This window comes from uncultured Campylobacter sp. (assembly GCF_938045345.1).
Taxonomy (GTDB): Bacteria; Campylobacterota; Campylobacteria; order Campylobacterales; family Campylobacteraceae; genus Campylobacter_B.
In genome coordinates this window covers 15108-30378 of the sequence record NZ_CALIMS010000024.1, presented here as the reverse complement: position 1 = coordinate 30378, position 15271 = coordinate 15108, and the positions used below count along the sequence as shown (strand labels likewise).

Genomic DNA, 15271 nt, shown 5'->3' with positions numbered 1-15271 from the left:
AAATTCCTTATCGGCAGTAGAACTTGTGCAAAGTCCTACTGCCCAACACACCTAAGCGCTTTTGCGTATACGACGGCGTCTTTTTGGTGCAGTCTTGGCCGCGCTAGTCGCTGTAGAGTTTGTCGATACGCTTCCGCCGCTCGCCGCACTTGAAGCATCTATCGCATCATCTTCGGTGAAATTTAAATCAAAATCCTCGTTTCTTAAGGCTAGCGCTTTGGCCTTTCTGTTTTTCAAAAACTCGCTGTACGGCGAGCCGTAAAGACCGGCGTGCCAGATCGCGCACCCCAGCATCACTAGCCCGGAAATTTTATGCAGTCGCGACGCGCGCGCATTCATATCTAGCGCCGTTAGAGCCGTGATGCCCATACTCACTCCCAGCGCCGTTTTAGCCACTTTGCGCTGAAAGTTTAGATCCAAAATTTTATCTTCAATCTTCAAATTTTACCCCTTTAATGGAATTTAGTAGAAGGCCTATCGTCGTGCCGTTGTGCAGCAATGCCGTAGCTACGGGACTTAGCACGCCGAACGTAGCCAAAAATAAAATGATCGAATTTATCCCCACGGTAGCGTTGAAATTTCGATTCACAAGCCGCAGCGTGTCGTTAGCCAGCGCCTTTACCTGCGCGACGCCCTCGATGTCATTTTTCAAAAGCCCGATCTGCGCGGAAGCCTTGGCGATCTCTGCGCCGTTTAGCATGCTGATGCCGATGTCCGCCTTCATCAGGCTCGGCGCGTCGTTTATACCGTCGCCCACGAAGACCACCTTCCGCCCCTCGGCTTTTAACTGCTCTAAAATTTCGGTCTTTTGCGTCGGCAACAGCTCGCCGTAATAACGATCTACGCCGAGCTTTTTGGCTACGGCGCGGGCTTTTGATTTCACGTCGCCGCTTAACATGACGATCTGTTTAACGCCCAGCTCGCGGAGCCTAACGATGAGGGCGCGAGCGTTTGCGCGCACCTCGTCTCTAAGTCCGATGAGCCCCAAAAGTCTGCCGTCAAATGCGATGTAAAGCAGCGCGAGCCCCTTTTGCATCGCAAGATCGATGGTCTCTTCGTGCGCCGCAAACGAGATCATCTCGTCGTCTTCGAGGAAGTGACGCGAGCCGATGATGAGCTTTTTGCCCTCGATGCTTGTTTTAACGCCGTGAGCGACGACGAATTCCACCTCGTCGTGGTGTTTGTGGATAAAGCCGTGCTTTTTGGCAGCATCCACGATCGCCTCGGCTACGGGGTGAAAGTAATGTTCCTCGGCGCTCGCGGTTAAATTTAAAATATCGTTTTTGCTAAAGCGCTCGTCAAACGATATGATCTCGGCGACCTCCAGATTGCCGTACGTAAGCGTGCCCGTCTTATCAAATACGAAGGTATCGGCGCTCGCAAGCGACTCAAGAGCCTTGGCGCCTTTGATCAAAATCCCGTTCTTGCCCGCCTTTGAGATGCTTGACTTAAAAGCAACCGGCGTAGGCAACTTAAGCGCGCACGAGTAGTCCGCCTGCAACACCGAAGCTACGTTCATAAAATTTCGATTTATCAGATAGGACACGCCCGCAAGCCCGAAGGTTACCGGCACGAGCTTGTCGGCTAGGTGGGTCGTATGCATGCCGATGCTGGAGCGCTCGTTAAGAGATGCCGTGATGTAGTGTTTGATACGCTGCGTGGAGGTGTTTTCGCCGACGTTTTCCGCCCAGATACGGATCCTGCCCTCCTCCACGATCGTGCCGCTTAGCACGCTATCGCCGCGAGATTTTTTCACCGCGACCGATTCGCCCGTCATATTGGCTTGATTTATCATCGCTTCGCCGCTTACGACGTGTCCGTCCACGGCTATGACGTCGCCTGCGCCCACGACCACGATATCGCCTACCTTTAGCTTAGAAGTTGCGATTTTGACTTCAGTCTTTTTGCCGTTCTGATCTATCTCTACCCAAGCCTCCGCGATGTCCGGGCGGGCGAGCTCGCGGATCAGATCGTCGCTTTTATAAACGGTGCTTTCTTCCATGTATTCGCCCAGAGCAAGCATTGTGTTGGTGCTGTTTGCGGCAAAGATATCTCCGCGCGCGAGAGAAATTCCGACAGCAGCAGCCTCCAAGCCCTTTGAAGTAAGCCCGTGACGGAAGCTTTCTTTAATACCCTCTTTTAAGATAGGCACGCACGCTACGATGCTAAATGCGCGCGCTAAAGGCGAAGTGCGAAAGATTAAATTTCCCCCCAACGCAAGAAGTGCTAAGATAAATTCGTTTTTGCTCGGTAAATTTTTATGGCTAGCGGGGATAATTGATTTTAGCTCGCTTAAATTTAAAGCCGCAAGTTGCCTTAGAATTCCTGCCTTATTCGCACCAGCGTCAAGCCTAAGGATCAAAGAGCCAATTTTAGCGTTAAATCTAGCTTCCGTTACGCCTTCAAGCCTCGCAGCTGATTTTTGTAGTGCGCTCGTATCAAGCCCTTTAAAGCCCGCGACCTTTATGCGCAGTCTAGTTTTAGTCTCATGTAAAATTTTAAAATTTTGCATCGACTACTCTTGCATCTCTGCCTTGGCGTCTTCGAAGCGCTCCTTCATCTCTTCGATGCCCATCTGAAACATCTCGGTACCCTTTGCGATGAGCTTAAAAAGCTTTTTTTGCGCGTTTTCGTCGGTTAGAAAATAGGTCGCTGCGGCACCTAGAACGATACCTGTGATAAATGAGTTGCTACCGAATAAGCCGTTCGCGTTTTGTCTACCACCCAAGGAATTAAAAATTCCACCGAAAGCGGAGCCCTGAGTAGAATTTACATCGCTTGAGCTTTGAGCGGCGGAATCTTTATTATCCGAGTTATTGCTGGAAGCAGAACTATTAAAAGGTGCAGAATTTACCCGCTCGTTTATCCATTTAGCCCAACCGCCGAGCTTTTCGTCACCGGCAAAGCTACCCGCAGAGCCGCTAGAATATTTGTTGTCACCAAAATTGTAATCGTCTAGAATTTCTTTCAAATCTTTTTTTGTGATATAGGGATTACTCATTGCCTACCTTAAGAATAAAATTTCTACCCGCAATGAGCGCACCTACGCATACTGCGACGCCTGCCGCTGCGCGTAGATACTCGCCTTGTACGAGCTTATTTGCACTGTAAATCGCGCCGCCGCCGATGATACCGCCGCTTAGCGCAATATCCAGCGCATCGCGAATCGCTTTAGATTTGCTCTTGCCTTCTTTGGCTTTAACGAGTTCTACGGCGCAACCGCCGATCGCCCCTGCTATAGCGCCGCTTAAAACGTGATCCAGCGGCGAACGCTGTGTCGTAAGTGATCTATTCATTTAGGCCTCTATTTTTCTGATTTATCGTCTGCGGACGTAAATTTAGCCGAAGAATTATCGTCCATTTTTACGATCTGCGGGATATTAAGCGGAGTAGTAGATGCTGCGGATGTCTCACCTACCGGTGTTGCGCCAGTCTTAGCGCTCGCGGTGGATTTTTTAGTTCTTTTAAATCCAGGTTTTGGTCCCGGCTTTTTTCTGGTTTTTTTTGCAGTGCTAGTTTCAGTACTAGTGCTACTTGTCGCAGCTTTTTTGCTACCAGACTTTCTTTTATTTTTTACCGCCTCGGCGACATCGTCTAAGCCCTCTTTGGCTTCCGCAAAAATTTCTTTTGATTTTTTACTTAATTTTTCTGCTCCGCCTTTGACGCTATTTTTTAGCTCCTCGACGCTTTTACTGCTAACGATTTTATTCGCACCTTCTTTGATTTTATCTCGATTGTTATAAGCGTAAACCGCCGCGCAACCAAGCGCAAAACCTGCTAGAAATGGGATCGGCATTTCATTCTCCTTGTGTTAAGATTATAAAGTCATTTTATCAACTTTACATAGATTTTGATATTATAGCGACTTTTTTAGATTTTTGCAATCCTAATTTAATTTTTCTGCAAAATTCCTTTAATTAAATTAGAAAATGCGCTATTTAAGATATTTTGCAAATCGTATTTTTGAAATATCCGCTCTAATTCCTGTGGATTTTTAAAAATTTCGTTTAATAAATCAGTGAAATTCAAAGAATTTAAATCAGCCTCGTATTTAGAATTTAATTCTTTTAAAATCGGCAAAATTTCATTATACGAAACCGCCTGCGCCTTATACAGCAGCTCTTTAAATTGCGCGTTCTTGAACGAATTAATTAGATCGTCATAAAACATCATAGAGCTTTTTTCTATCAAAAGTGCCGAAGCCAAAAACTCATTTAGACCTTTTGCAGCCAGTGCCTCACTGCTATTTTCAGGAGGTGTGGCGCCAAGCCCGCAAGAATTTGCAAAATCTAGCATCCGCTCAAGTAATCCAGCTCGTAAAGATAGAATTTCTCCTAGCTTTTTATCTTGAAATTTAACTGCGCCCAGCGAATAAAACTGAAAAATTTGTGCCTCTTTTTCGAGCAAAAGAGCAATATCTGCAATTTGCGCCTCATTTAAATTCCGAGATTTATCAGAAATTCTACGCGATTTTTTGGTGCTACGCAATGCTTCTTCGCTCAAGAAATCGCCTCTATATTGGAATTTACAAGCGCTACTAGCTCCGGCGAACTGATGCCGCTTAAAAACTGCTCCCAAAGGTGCATCGGAAAAACGCTTTCATCATAATGAATCGTCAGCGAGCCGATTAGAGAGTTAAATTTATACTCTTTTATCCCGCGAATTGCAGCTATTTTAGCCTTTAGGCTCTCTTCGCTCACGCTATCTCGCAACTCTCTAATTTTAGGACTTACGCGGATACGAATACGACCTTTGCTGTGGCTGATTTTGCTAAAATATTTATGAAATTCCAAAATATCGTTGTGATTTATTTTCATATTTTTCCTTAAATTTGCACCTAAATAATATCATAAATCATTTAATTCCTGCTAAATTTTGCGAATTATTTGCGTTTAGGACGGAATATTTTTATCTTATTTTCATCCGCTGTTATGTAATTTCCTCCCATTAGATCAATACAATACGGCACGGCAGGAAACACTGGTAGAAGGCACTCTTTAATCGCTTTTGGATTGCCCGGTAAGTTTATAATCAGAGATTTTTTGCGGATCGCTGCTATCTGACGCGATAAAATTGCCGTAGGCACGATCTTTTGGCTTTCTGCGCGCATTAGTTCGCCAAAGCCTGGCATTAATTTCTCACTTACCGCTTCGGTCGCTTCAGGCGTTACATCGCGCGGAGCAGGACCCGTACCGCCCGTAGTTAGCACTAAATCACAACCCGCTTCGTCGCAAAGATAAATCAGCTTATCTTTGATCAGCTCCAGCTCATCGGGGACAATTTCATAAAAATACTCTTTCTCGCAAGTTAGCCAATCATCCATCACGGCAATTATCTCTTTGCCTCCTAAATCCTCGTAAACGCCACCGCTAGCGCGATCACTTATTGTTAAAACACCTATTTTTACCATTTTCCTCTCCTTTATTGGAATTTTAAAATTTAATCGAAATTTAGCGTGCCGTCTTGCGGCTTTTCTTCAGAGCTTTCCATATCTTTTTCCAGCTTTTGCAAATTTTGCTCTTGCGCGGAGACGCCTTCTTGCTCCACACCATCAGATTCGCAGATTTTTTGAACATCCTCGAAAGTTATGAACTCATAGACGAAAATTTGCTTTGAAATTTGATTTAGCTTATCCTGCATCGTGCGGATTATCTCGCTTACCTCGTCGTAGCAATCTTGCAAAATTTTATTCACGCTCTGCGCGCTAGGGGTGAAGCTATCGCCCATCGCGAGCTCGAAAACCATCTTTTGCGCCAGCGCGATAGCCTGCTTTACGTCGCTAGCGGAATTTGAAAAGGCGTCGTTTTTATGGATCTGTAGCGCCGCCATACCGCTTAAAAGCACTTTGATTTGATTTAAAATTTGCGTTTTGGATTCGATCTCGAAATCCTCGTTTAAAAATTTATCGTTTAAAAGCTCGATCTTTTCGAAATCAAACGAATACCAATACGCGCTAAGCGCCTTTGCGCCCTGATAGAACGCCTGGATCTCCTTTTCGTATTCGGTTAGAATTCTACTTTTTTGCACGCCGTAAAAGACCCTCATTCGCACGTTTTCAAAATCGCTAAGCTCGATCGTATCGCTGCCGCGCTTAAGAGCGTTGATCGCGGCTTCATTTACCAGCGTCGCTACTCCCGCGCCACTAAAGCCCACGCAAAGGCGGCTTACTTTGTTGATATTTGCGCTGCATCTTTTGCCCTCTAAATAAATTTTTAAAATTTCGATGCGGTCTTTGTAGTTCGGAAGCCCGATAAAAACGCGCCTATCGAAGCGCCCCGAGCGCAATAACGCATCGTCGATCAAATTTATTTTGTTAGTCGCGCCGATTACCATCACGCCGCTGTTTTCCTCAAATCCGTCCATCTCGGTCAGCAGCTGATTTAGCGTCGCTTCCCGCTCGTCGTTGCGTCCGATGCCGCGCTTGCCGCCGACTGCATCGATCTCGTCGATAAAAATTATCGCGGGCGCGCAGGATTTGGCTTTCGCAAACAGCTCGCGGACCCGCCTAGCGCCGACGCCCACAAAGACCTCGGCGAAACTTGCGCCGCTTTGGTAAAAAAACGGCACGTCCGCCTCGCCGGCTACGGCTTTTGCAATTAGCGTTTTACCGACGCCCGGCTCGCCGATCATTAAAATTCCTTTCGGCAGCTTGATGCCGAAATTTCGGTATTTTGCGGGATTTTTTAAAAAATCCACGATCTCTATGAGCTCGTCCTTAACCTCGCTGATGCCCGCGACGTCGCTAAATCTCACGTCACTAACGCTTGGCGAAAGATCGCCGAGCTCCGCGTTTGCGCCGCCGCCTTGACGCGCAGCGCCTACGCCGTCCAGCCTGCGGCGACGCGCCAAAACGGTTTCAAAATAATATACGAAGAGAAAAAATGCGAACGTAAAAATTACCGAAATCGCGCTGATACCGCTCGTGCCATCATCCTTTTCTTTGCTGATTAGAGCGTGATTTGATAGCTCCTTAAGATCTACGAGATCGACTAAAATTTTATAGCGTTTGCCGTCGTAGGTAAAATTTAAATTGCCGTCCTCGATATGCGCGCGTTTGATCTGATCCGCGCGGACTAGCTCGCTAAATTCGCGCTCGGTGATGTATCGCGAATCGTCTTTAAAATAAACGATCGAGAGCAAAACGATAAGCAGCACTAAAAAAATCAGAATTATATTTAGCTTGCTTTTTTTGATTTTATGCAAAATTTCCATCAAATTTAACCTCATAATCTCTTATCTCCATCCATTTTTTCGACAAATCCTCATCGCTTTTGATCCAAATTTTATCATAAAATTGATCATATCCTTCATAAAACTCTCCGTTTTTCCGCTCGATCAGCACATTTAAGGGCACCTTGTGCGAAAGACGAAATTTATAATTATTCAGCGCCGTTATGTTTTGCAGCATCTTTAGCCGCGCCTTTGCCGTTTTGCCGTCTATGCGGCCTTTTAGCGACGCCGAAGCGGTTCCTTGCCGCGGCGAAAAGATAAAGGCATGCAGATGCGTGAGCGGAAATTTTTTGAAATTTTCCACCGCTTCGAGCCAAAGCTCTTCGCTCTCGCCCGGATGCGCGACGATAAAGTCCGTCCCCAGCGCAAATCCGCGCTCTGCAAGCTCGCAAAAAAGCTCCAAATCCCTTAGCGCGGAATTTCGGCGGCGCATTATGCTAAGCATCTTTTGCGAAGTGTGCTGAAGCGCGATGTGCAGATGCCGCTCCAGCCACGGCTCGGATAAAATTTCGCGAAAGCTCTCATCGATCTGCGAGGGCTCGATGCTGCCTAGGCGAATGCGGCGAATTCCGCGGATCGCGCCCAGCTTTTGAAGCAGCGCGCCCAGGCTCGTACCTGCGGCTTTGCCGTAGCTGCCGATGTTGGTGCCGGTTAGCACGATCTCGCTAAAGCAGTTTGCGGCAAGGCTTTCCGCCTCTTTTAAGATCGCGTCTTCAGAGCTGCTTCGCGAGCGGCCGCGTACCGAGGGGATTATGCAGTAGCTACAGTTAAAATCGCACCCCTCTTGAATTTTAATAAAGGCTTTGGTGTGATCCTCGTAGTCGCTTACTAAGCTTTTTTCGACACTACTTAGATCGCCGATATCGTAAAATTTCGACTCCGAGCCCAAAAACTCGTCGATTTTTTCCTTTTGCGACATCCCAAACACCCCGAAGACCGCGCCGTTTTTATACAGCTCCTCACCGCGCGAAACCGCGCCGCAGCCGGTTAGCAATATCTTTTTACCGAGGCGGTTCATCTTATTTACGTAATTTCGCACGTCTGCGTCGGCGCCGTTCGTAACGGTGCAGGAGTTTATCACGACGACGTCCGCGCCCTGCTCGTCGTGCGTGATCTCGCCCGATTTGAGGTTGCTTTTGATAAGCTGCGTGTCGTAGATATTTGTGCGGCATCCAAACGTTTTAAAATAAATTTTCAAATTTCGCTCCCGGATCCGCTTCCTGTGGCAAAGCCGGCGCCCTGTGCCGCTGCGTTTAAATTTTGTGAGCCTTGCTGCTCGGAACCGAGATCTTGCGCCATGAAATTTCCGCCCGCAGCCGCATAATTTTTGCCGTTAAAAAGCGTGTATGCAGGATAGGCGATCTTGATGTCGGGCTCGCTTCTTAGGGCGTCTAAAATTTCAGCCGAGATGTTGCTACGAAGCCCGAGCGTCGCGTAAGAGTTCGTCATATACCAAACCGAAATTTCAATGCCGTATGGCTCAAAAAAGCTAAAAATTCTAGGCTCGACATTTGGATTTTTGATGCTGTATTGCGAGCGCAGCTTGCCCATCTGCTTTTTGGCGATGTCGGTGTAGCCTTTGGAATACTTCCGCACGATGTTTTTTATAAGATACATCGCCTTTTTATGGTTGCTATCAAAGGTTAAAAGTATGCTGATGCCGTCCCAGACGGTCTTAAGCCCGCTATGGGTGTAGTTTGAGATAAGATCGGTAAAAATATAATTATTCGGTATGAAAATTACCCTACCTGCGCGTTTATTTTCTCTCCATGTAGTCATAGTAACGTCCTCAAAAATCGTCATCCTAAGCACCGAAATATCGATGATATCGCCTACGTAGGTCTCGCCGTTTTTATGCACCCTGATGCGATCGCCCACGCGAAAGCTGCCGCCAAGCACGATCGTAAGCCAGCCTAAGGAGCTCATAAACATATCTTTCATCGCAATCGCAAGACCTGCCGAGGCAAAGCCAAGAACCGTCACGAAATGCGTCATATTCTCGATGTAAGAAAAGAGCAGTATCAGCGCAATCAGCGTGAAATTTAAAACGTTGATAGCTTTATTTACGATATAAAAATTCTCGTCGTTTTTGATATATTTTTTCGCCACTACCTTGCATAAAAACGACAGCGCGATGACTACGAGTATCCATACGGCGATATTTCCCGCGCGCTTGATTTGAGCTTTTATATCGGCGGTCTGCACGGCGATTTGCGAGTTGATCTTCTTTTCGTAAACGTCGTATGTAGTCTGTGCGATCTCATATGCGGAGCTGAACTCTCCGAGCTCGTAATCTAAGCTTTTAAGCTCCGCCACAGCGCTTGCGTCCGCATCGATCTGCATCAAACGCTCATATAGCGCCCTTTTTGCTTCAAGTTTATCGATTAAAGCTTTGATATTTTCGATAGCATTTTTCTGCTCCATCTTTTGAGCTTGCAAATTTCTAATCGTAGAAAAACCGGAAATTATCGAAAAAGGATTTGTAATGCGCGCAGGCTCGGGAGTTTCAGGCATCGCTATGATATCTAAAAACGGGGATTTTTCATACTCTTTTAGCAGAATTAACTGCTCTTTTACGGCGCGAAGTTTTTTCTGAATCTCCGCGATCTTATCGGTGCCGGCGCTCTTTTTTAGCTCCGCTTCGAGCTGGCCGGATTGCTTTTGTAAATTTTGATAGCCGATGAAATTTGAAAAGCGAGAGATCCAGATATTATTTTTAATCTCATCGTCAATAACACGGATCTGATCTTTTAGCGACGCGGATAGCTTGGAATTTTCATCTTTCTTCTCACTAGCGGCGGAGCTAGCATTGGATTCTAAGCGCGTATGCGCGGCGGAGAGCGTAGAATTTGCCTCGCAAAATACAAGATTAAAAATCAAAAAAATAGCTGCAAGCGCTCTCATTCAAACTCTTTCAGCGTTGCGATTACTTCATCTTTTGCGATCTCTTTGGAAGTGTAGAATTTACCGATGCCGTCGGGCAGGATAAATTTTATCTTGCCGTTTTCGCTTTTTTTATCGAGGAAAAACAGCTCGTAAAATTCCGCTGCATCCTCTACGTGAAATTTTATTGGAAGTGCGAATTTTTGAAGCACTTTACGGATCTGTTCCTCCTGTTCGCCGCTTAGTTTACCTAGGCGACGCGCTAGCGTATTTGCCATCACCATGCCGATCGCCACAGCCTCGCCGTGCAAAAATTTTTTATAATCAGTAATTTTTTCGATAGCGTGAGCGAAGGTGTGTCCGTAGTTTAACACCGCGCGCACGCCGCTTTCGCGCTCATCACGCTCTACGACGCCCGCTTTAATCTCCACACAGCGAGCGATTACGTGCGAAATTTCATCGGCGCTTTTTAGATCGTGCGTCTCGAAAAATTTAAATAGTTCGACATCAAAGCATACCGCCATCTTTACCGCCTCTGCGACGCCTGCGGCAAACTCTCGCGCAGGAAGCGTCGATAAAAATTTGCTCTCGCAATAAACCGCGCGCGGCTGATAAAACGAGCCGATTAAATTTTTGCCGAAGCGATTATTTACGCCCGTCTTACCACCGACGCTCGCATCTACTTGCGCTAGCAGGGTCGTCGGAATATTGATAAAATCGATGCCGCGCTCATAAATGCTCGCGCAAAAGCCCGTTATATCGCTAATGACACCACCGCCAAGAGCGATGAGCGTGCTTTTGCGATCAAGCTTGGAGCTAAAAAGCTGCTCTAAGATTTGCTCTACGCTCGCGGTATTTTTATACTCTTCGCCGTCTGGGATCGTGATGATAAATTTTTGCTCGCAATCTAGCCGCTGCAGTAAGAAATCAAGCCACAGCCCGCCTACTTTGGGATTTGTCACGATAGCGACCTTGCCGCTAAGTTTTAAACTATGCAATTCGTCGATAAAAACGCTGTATTTTTTACATAAATTAAGATCGATTTTCATACGCTAGCCTTTGATTTTTGGGTAATTGTAACATAAATTTCGATTACTTTTCATACCCGTAATCGCTCGGAACGAAAATTTGATGATTTTTGCCGAGTTTAAAATACATCTGATCCAAATCCTGATTGAAAATAGATGTGAGCTTGCGCGCCAAAATTCTATCATTAAATGGCACGAACTGCAGCAGATCTCGCTCGCTGCCTAACGCTAAAATCGGATTTTGTCGCTCGCAAGAAATCACGAATAAACTCTGCTTAAAAAGCTTCGATAAGCTCACGTAGCTTTGCGCAAACTCGCCCTTTTCGCTCTCGCCGAAAAGATACAAATACACGTCTAGCCCTAGCTGCGAGCTGATGTCAAAGACGATACTTGATTCTTCGCGAAGCCGCTCGCCGGCACTTAGCACGACGCTTTTACGCACATCTTTTAGCTCGCCCTCTCCAAGGCTTAACACCGGAATTTCAAGCGCTTTAAGTGCTGCTTTTTTCGCCTCGAAAACTCCGCTTGAGCAAACTACCAAACCCGCTTTATTTTCGCTCACGTCGCGCTTTAAATTTAGCTCGCCCGAGTAATCGATGAGAATTTCAAATTTATCCCGCTCACACAGAGCTTTAAGCTCGCCAAAAGCGTCGTTTAGCAGAGGATTTAAAATTCGCAGATAAATTTTATGATTTCTAATATGCAAATCCAAAAACTCAAGCGCCCTAACCGTCCTAGCTATCTCGTCGCCGCTCATTTTTTTCATATCGATTAGCGCGAAAATATTTAGCCCAAACGGCGATGGAAATTGCCCGCTTTGCTTTTTTACTTCAGCAAATACCGCTCGCAGCGCGCTAGGCTCACCAACGACTAAGATCGTATCATTCGGATATATTCGCGAGCCGGGCGTCGTTACGATGTAATTATTGTGGCGGTAGATCATCGGAATTTGATATTTGGCATTAGAAAGCGTGCTGATTTTTTTATACGCAAACGAGCTTCCTACGGGCACTTTTACCTCCATTATCTCTCCGCGTCCAAGCCCGATATTATCAGCAAAAACGGGACTATCAGGCAAAAAACCGATGAAGCGCGAGGAATTTAGCGCGAGGGTATTTACGATTTTTACGTGAGCTTCATTTTTATTTTCGCGCAAAAGTCCCCAAAAATCGGCCACATAAAGCTCTAAATCCGGAGCGAGCGTCTTTAAATTTTCAAGCGTTACTTTAGTGTCAAATTCATCCTCCATTATCACTATGCAGCGGTCAAATTCCTCTTCTGCTAGCACCACGCGCAACCGCTCAATGCTAGTAGGATCAAAAATTTCGACCGAAAAATTTGACTCGTTTTCAAGCTCTGCGGGCACAGCATCCGTATTTTTAGCTATGACGCGATATGATCTGATGACATCTTTGATTTTACAAACTTTGGATAAAAAATGGCGCGCAAACTTTCCGCTTGCGATGATTAAAACTTGTTTCATTGCTCTCCGTTTCGTGGTTTTGCAAAGATTATAACCAAAAACGGCTAAATTTTAAACCGCGCGCGGATAAATTTTTGCAGGCAAGCTGAGGCGCGGCGACTTAAAATTTTAAGATCGAAATTTTAAAATCAAGGTTTAAAATTCCAAAAGCGAGGCTTAAATTTTAAAATGAATTAAAACCAAGCCTCGTTAAATTTAATCTCGCCGCTTAGGGCGATAAAATTTCATAAATTTAAAAGCGGCGCTATAACCATTCGCGCCGCCGAAGTAGAAATTTTAAACCCGCTAGATTTTAAAATTTCACCTCCGCAGAGAGCATAAAGCTTCTGCTCTCGCCCAGCGTTACGCCGTTTGCCGAGCCTAGTACGCTAGTTACGTTAAGTCCGCCCGCACCGTCAGCACTCGCAGGATACATTCCCGCCCAGTATTTTTTATTAAATACGTTATTTACGTTGAAGCGCAGCGTGGTCTTATCGCCCAAAAGATGCTCGCTCGTATATCTGATACCAAGATCGGTAACGAAAAAGCTAGGCGTGTGCTGGGTATTTAGATCGTCTAGATACATCTTGCCGGTGTAGTGGAAATTCGTACTGATCGCAAGCTTATCGGTGCCCGGGATCACGTAATCAAACATCAAATTTGCGTTGAGCTTAGGGATGCCGTTTGCGACCTTGCGGTTAGCACCCGCGATGCTTACGTTATGCATCTTTGGATCGATGTAGGTAAAGCCGCCCAGCACGCTTAAATTTTGCGTAATTCGTCCGCCGCTCATAAACTCAAATCCGCGGTTGCGCTGCTCGCCGTTTATGCCATAAATCCCCGTAGAGCTATTTAGATACGCGATAGGTCTGCGGATATCGAAATACGCTACGCTAAAATCGATCATATCGGCTACGCGAATTTTAGCGCCGATCTCGTGCTGCTTGGAGCGATACGGAGATGTAGAGGCGACCTCGCCGTTATGCGGGCCACTCTTATAAACATAGGTAGAGCCCTGCTGTAAGCTATCTGCGTAGGTGTAATAGATGCTGGCATCCTCTATCGGATGAAAGATCAAGCTGCCCGCCCAACTATAGCCCGAATCGCTGTAGGCTTTAACAAGTCTTTGTTGGCGGGTATTGTAGGATTCCTGCCTCATCCACGCCTTAGATGCGCTCAACATCACGTCAAATTTATCGTTTATCGTGATATCATCTAGCACCGAGACGTTATACATATCCAAAACAGCGTAGTGATATAGCCCGCTTCCGCGCTTAGCACCGGTGTAATTTAGAATTTTAGGATCGTAGATATTGCCGATGGTAGGCGAGGTGTAGTTGGTGCTCGCGTTTTTATATCTATCCTGCGTCCAGTGGTATCCGTTGGTCTGTACGCTAAGATCATGCTCAATATCGCCCGTATTAAACTGCGTGTTTGCCTTGAGATAGCCGCTCGGTAGGTCAAATCTATATGCCGCCGTAGCACCGCCGCTGTGTTGAGTATAATAATCACCCGGCTTCGTATATTGCGGATGCGTGCTAGGCAAGATGTAGTTTACGACGCCGTGAGTATCACGATCGGCACGCTGAAACTGAAAGCCGCCCTCGAAATATAGCCTATCCGTCGGTGAGTATTTAAATTTCGCGCTTGCGGTAGTGGTTTTTAGATGCATTCCTCCAAAGCTCTGCCCAAGACCGCGTTTTGAGGAATCCACCGCCTTTGGAAGCTCCATGCCGTCTACGATCTTGCCGTCTCGCACGCCCAGAGCAAACTGCCCTGCAAAGCCCTTGGTATTGTGCTCGTAATAGCTCGCTGCGGTTTCAAACGTTAGATCGCCCGTCGGATAAAATTCCATCGTGACGCTGGCTAAGCGGCGCTGTAAATTTGAACCCTTTGGCTGTCTGTCGCCGTTTGATCCGTAAAATACCGCGCGGTAGCCGAATTTTTCAAATTTATCGGATAGATCAAGACCAAGACCTAGGTTGCTTCGCGACATATAATCGCTCCAAATTATGTATTGATCTTTTACCGGGCGCTTGCGCGTGTAGCTGAAAATGCCAACCGGGTTTTGTGCGCCGTAGAGCGAGCCTGCGACGCCGTTTTGCACCTGAAAGCTCTCAAACATCGCCATCGGAATCGCCGTCGTCGAAACCGTATAAAAGCCGTCCCAGAAGCTGTTGCCTACGACGCTGCCTTCAAAGCCGCGTGTCTGCGGGCGTCCGACCGTAGCGCCGCCGCGCATCTGAATCTGCGCGGAGGGGAAGTATTTGACCGCCTCCTCGTAGCCGGTGACGCCTTGGTGATTTATGATCTCCTTACTGATCGTGTTGATCTGATAGGGAAGATCAAGTGCGCGCTTGCCCGCAAGCAGGCCTTGTTGCACGTTTTTGCTCAAAAAGCCCTCGTCGATACCGCTCTCGCTGATATTATCGCCGACGGAATTTACCTCGATTACGCCCATATTCTGCGACTTTTCAGGCGCAGAATTACCGCCACTTTGCGCTGCAGCCAAACTGCTGCATAGTAGGCACATACATGCCGCTAATGAAATTTTAAATTTCATCGTTTTCCTTCGTTCCATTATTTTCCTTTCGTTATGGATGTATTTAATATTATTTTTCGGCATATTAGAAAAATTTTCCTAAATTTAGACTAAATTCGAGATATA

14 protein-coding genes are annotated in these 15271 nt (G+C 46.4%); all 14 read right to left on the bottom strand.

The window, feature by feature from the left end:
- Positions 1-51 precede the first annotated feature (51 nt).
- The 14 genes from Q0144_RS05265 to Q0144_RS05200 all read right to left on the bottom strand — a co-directional run bounded on the left by Q0144_RS05265 (position 52) and on the right by Q0144_RS05200 (position 15166).
- Positions 52-441, bottom strand: coding sequence for a hypothetical protein (locus tag Q0144_RS05265; RefSeq protein ID WP_298062358.1), 390 nt, complete (start codon positions 439-441; stop codon positions 52-54).
- Positions 431-2512, bottom strand: a complete 2082-nt coding sequence (locus Q0144_RS05260) for a heavy metal translocating P-type ATPase (protein WP_298062356.1) — start codon at positions 2510-2512, stop codon at positions 431-433. Before Q0144_RS05260 ends, Q0144_RS05265 begins: the two co-directional genes overlap by 11 nt.
- A gap of 3 nt (positions 2513-2515) precedes the next feature.
- Positions 2516-3001: a hypothetical protein gene (locus tag Q0144_RS05255; protein ID WP_298062355.1), complete on the bottom strand. Its 486-nt coding sequence runs from the start codon at positions 2999-3001 to the stop codon at positions 2516-2518.
- Positions 2994-3296 (bottom strand): Cys/Met metabolism pyridoxal-phosphate-dependent enzyme, encoded by a 303-nt coding sequence (locus Q0144_RS05250; RefSeq protein WP_177386687.1) that lies wholly within the window; start codon positions 3294-3296, stop codon positions 2994-2996. Before Q0144_RS05250 ends, Q0144_RS05255 begins: the two co-directional genes overlap by 8 nt.
- Positions 3297-3304: 8 nt before the next feature.
- Positions 3305-3796, bottom strand: coding sequence for a hypothetical protein (locus tag Q0144_RS05245; RefSeq protein WP_298062352.1), 492 nt, complete (start codon positions 3794-3796; stop codon positions 3305-3307).
- Between the two features lie 95 nt (positions 3797-3891).
- On the bottom strand, positions 3892-4503 hold the full coding sequence (locus Q0144_RS05240) for a hypothetical protein (RefSeq protein ID WP_298062351.1): 612 nt from the start codon (positions 4501-4503) through the stop codon (positions 3892-3894).
- The gene (locus Q0144_RS05235; protein ID WP_291936786.1) at positions 4500-4817 is read right to left on the bottom strand and encodes an HMA2 domain-containing protein; all 318 of its coding nucleotides are present in this window, start codon (positions 4815-4817) and stop codon (positions 4500-4502) included. Before Q0144_RS05235 ends, Q0144_RS05240 begins: the two co-directional genes overlap by 4 nt.
- 65 nt (positions 4818-4882) lie before the next feature.
- Positions 4883-5410, bottom strand: a complete 528-nt coding sequence (mog, locus tag Q0144_RS05230; protein ID WP_297894536.1) for a molybdopterin adenylyltransferase — start codon at positions 5408-5410, stop codon at positions 4883-4885.
- Positions 5411-5439: 29 nt separating this feature from the next.
- Complete coding sequence (locus Q0144_RS05225) at positions 5440-7227, bottom strand: AAA family ATPase (RefSeq protein WP_298062349.1); 1788 nt, start codon at positions 7225-7227, stop codon at positions 5440-5442.
- Entirely contained in the window at positions 7196-8428 is a 1233-nt protein-coding gene (gene mtaB / locus Q0144_RS05220) for a tRNA (N(6)-L-threonylcarbamoyladenosine(37)-C(2))-methylthiotransferase MtaB (RefSeq protein WP_298062347.1), read from the bottom strand. Before mtaB ends, Q0144_RS05225 begins: the two co-directional genes overlap by 32 nt.
- Complete coding sequence (locus Q0144_RS05215; protein ID WP_298062345.1) at positions 8425-10134, bottom strand: mechanosensitive ion channel family protein; 1710 nt, start codon at positions 10132-10134, stop codon at positions 8425-8427. The genes mtaB and Q0144_RS05215 overlap by 4 nt, the downstream gene beginning before the upstream one ends.
- Entirely contained in the window at positions 10131-11162 is a 1032-nt protein-coding gene (gene aroB / locus Q0144_RS05210) for a 3-dehydroquinate synthase (RefSeq protein ID WP_298062343.1), read from the bottom strand. The genes Q0144_RS05215 and aroB overlap by 4 nt, the downstream gene beginning before the upstream one ends.
- 43 nt (positions 11163-11205) lie before the next feature.
- Positions 11206-12624 (bottom strand): TrkA C-terminal domain-containing protein, encoded by a 1419-nt coding sequence (locus tag Q0144_RS05205; protein ID WP_298062341.1) that lies wholly within the window; start codon positions 12622-12624, stop codon positions 11206-11208.
- A 292-nt stretch (positions 12625-12916) separates the two neighbouring features.
- Positions 12917-15166, bottom strand: coding sequence for a TonB-dependent receptor (locus Q0144_RS05200; protein WP_298062391.1), 2250 nt, complete (start codon positions 15164-15166; stop codon positions 12917-12919).
- Positions 15167-15271: the final 105 nt, after the last annotated feature.

Excerpts from the sequence above, each read along its gene's own strand:
- Q0144_RS05225 (WP_298062349.1), bottom strand. The coding sequence starts at position 7,227 with ATGAGGTTAAATTTGATGGAAATTTTGCATAAAATCAAAAAAAGCAAG.
- Q0144_RS05255 (WP_298062355.1), bottom strand. The coding sequence starts at position 3,001 with ATGAGTAATCCCTATATCACAAAAAAAGATTTGAAAGAAATTCTAGAC.
- mog (WP_297894536.1), bottom strand. The coding sequence starts at position 5,410 with ATGGTAAAAATAGGTGTTTTAACAATAAGTGATCGCGCTAGCGGTGGC.
- Q0144_RS05260 (WP_298062356.1), bottom strand. The coding sequence starts at position 2,512 with ATGCAAAATTTTAAAATTTTACATGAGACTAAAACTAGACTGCGCATA.
- Q0144_RS05200 (WP_298062391.1), bottom strand. The coding sequence starts at position 15,166 with ATGAAATTTAAAATTTCATTAGCGGCATGTATGTGCCTACTATGCAGC.
- Q0144_RS05215 (WP_298062345.1), bottom strand. The coding sequence starts at position 10,134 with ATGAGAGCGCTTGCAGCTATTTTTTTGATTTTTAATCTTGTATTTTGC.
- Q0144_RS05205 (WP_298062341.1), bottom strand. The coding sequence starts at position 12,624 with ATGAAACAAGTTTTAATCATCGCAAGCGGAAAGTTTGCGCGCCATTTT.
- Q0144_RS05250 (WP_177386687.1), bottom strand. The coding sequence starts at position 3,296 with ATGAATAGATCACTTACGACACAGCGTTCGCCGCTGGATCACGTTTTA.
- aroB (WP_298062343.1), bottom strand. The coding sequence starts at position 11,162 with ATGAAAATCGATCTTAATTTATGTAAAAAATACAGCGTTTTTATCGAC.
- Q0144_RS05235 (WP_291936786.1), bottom strand. The coding sequence starts at position 4,817 with ATGAAAATAAATCACAACGATATTTTGGAATTTCATAAATATTTTAGC.
- Q0144_RS05245 (WP_298062352.1), bottom strand. The coding sequence starts at position 3,796 with ATGCCGATCCCATTTCTAGCAGGTTTTGCGCTTGGTTGCGCGGCGGTT.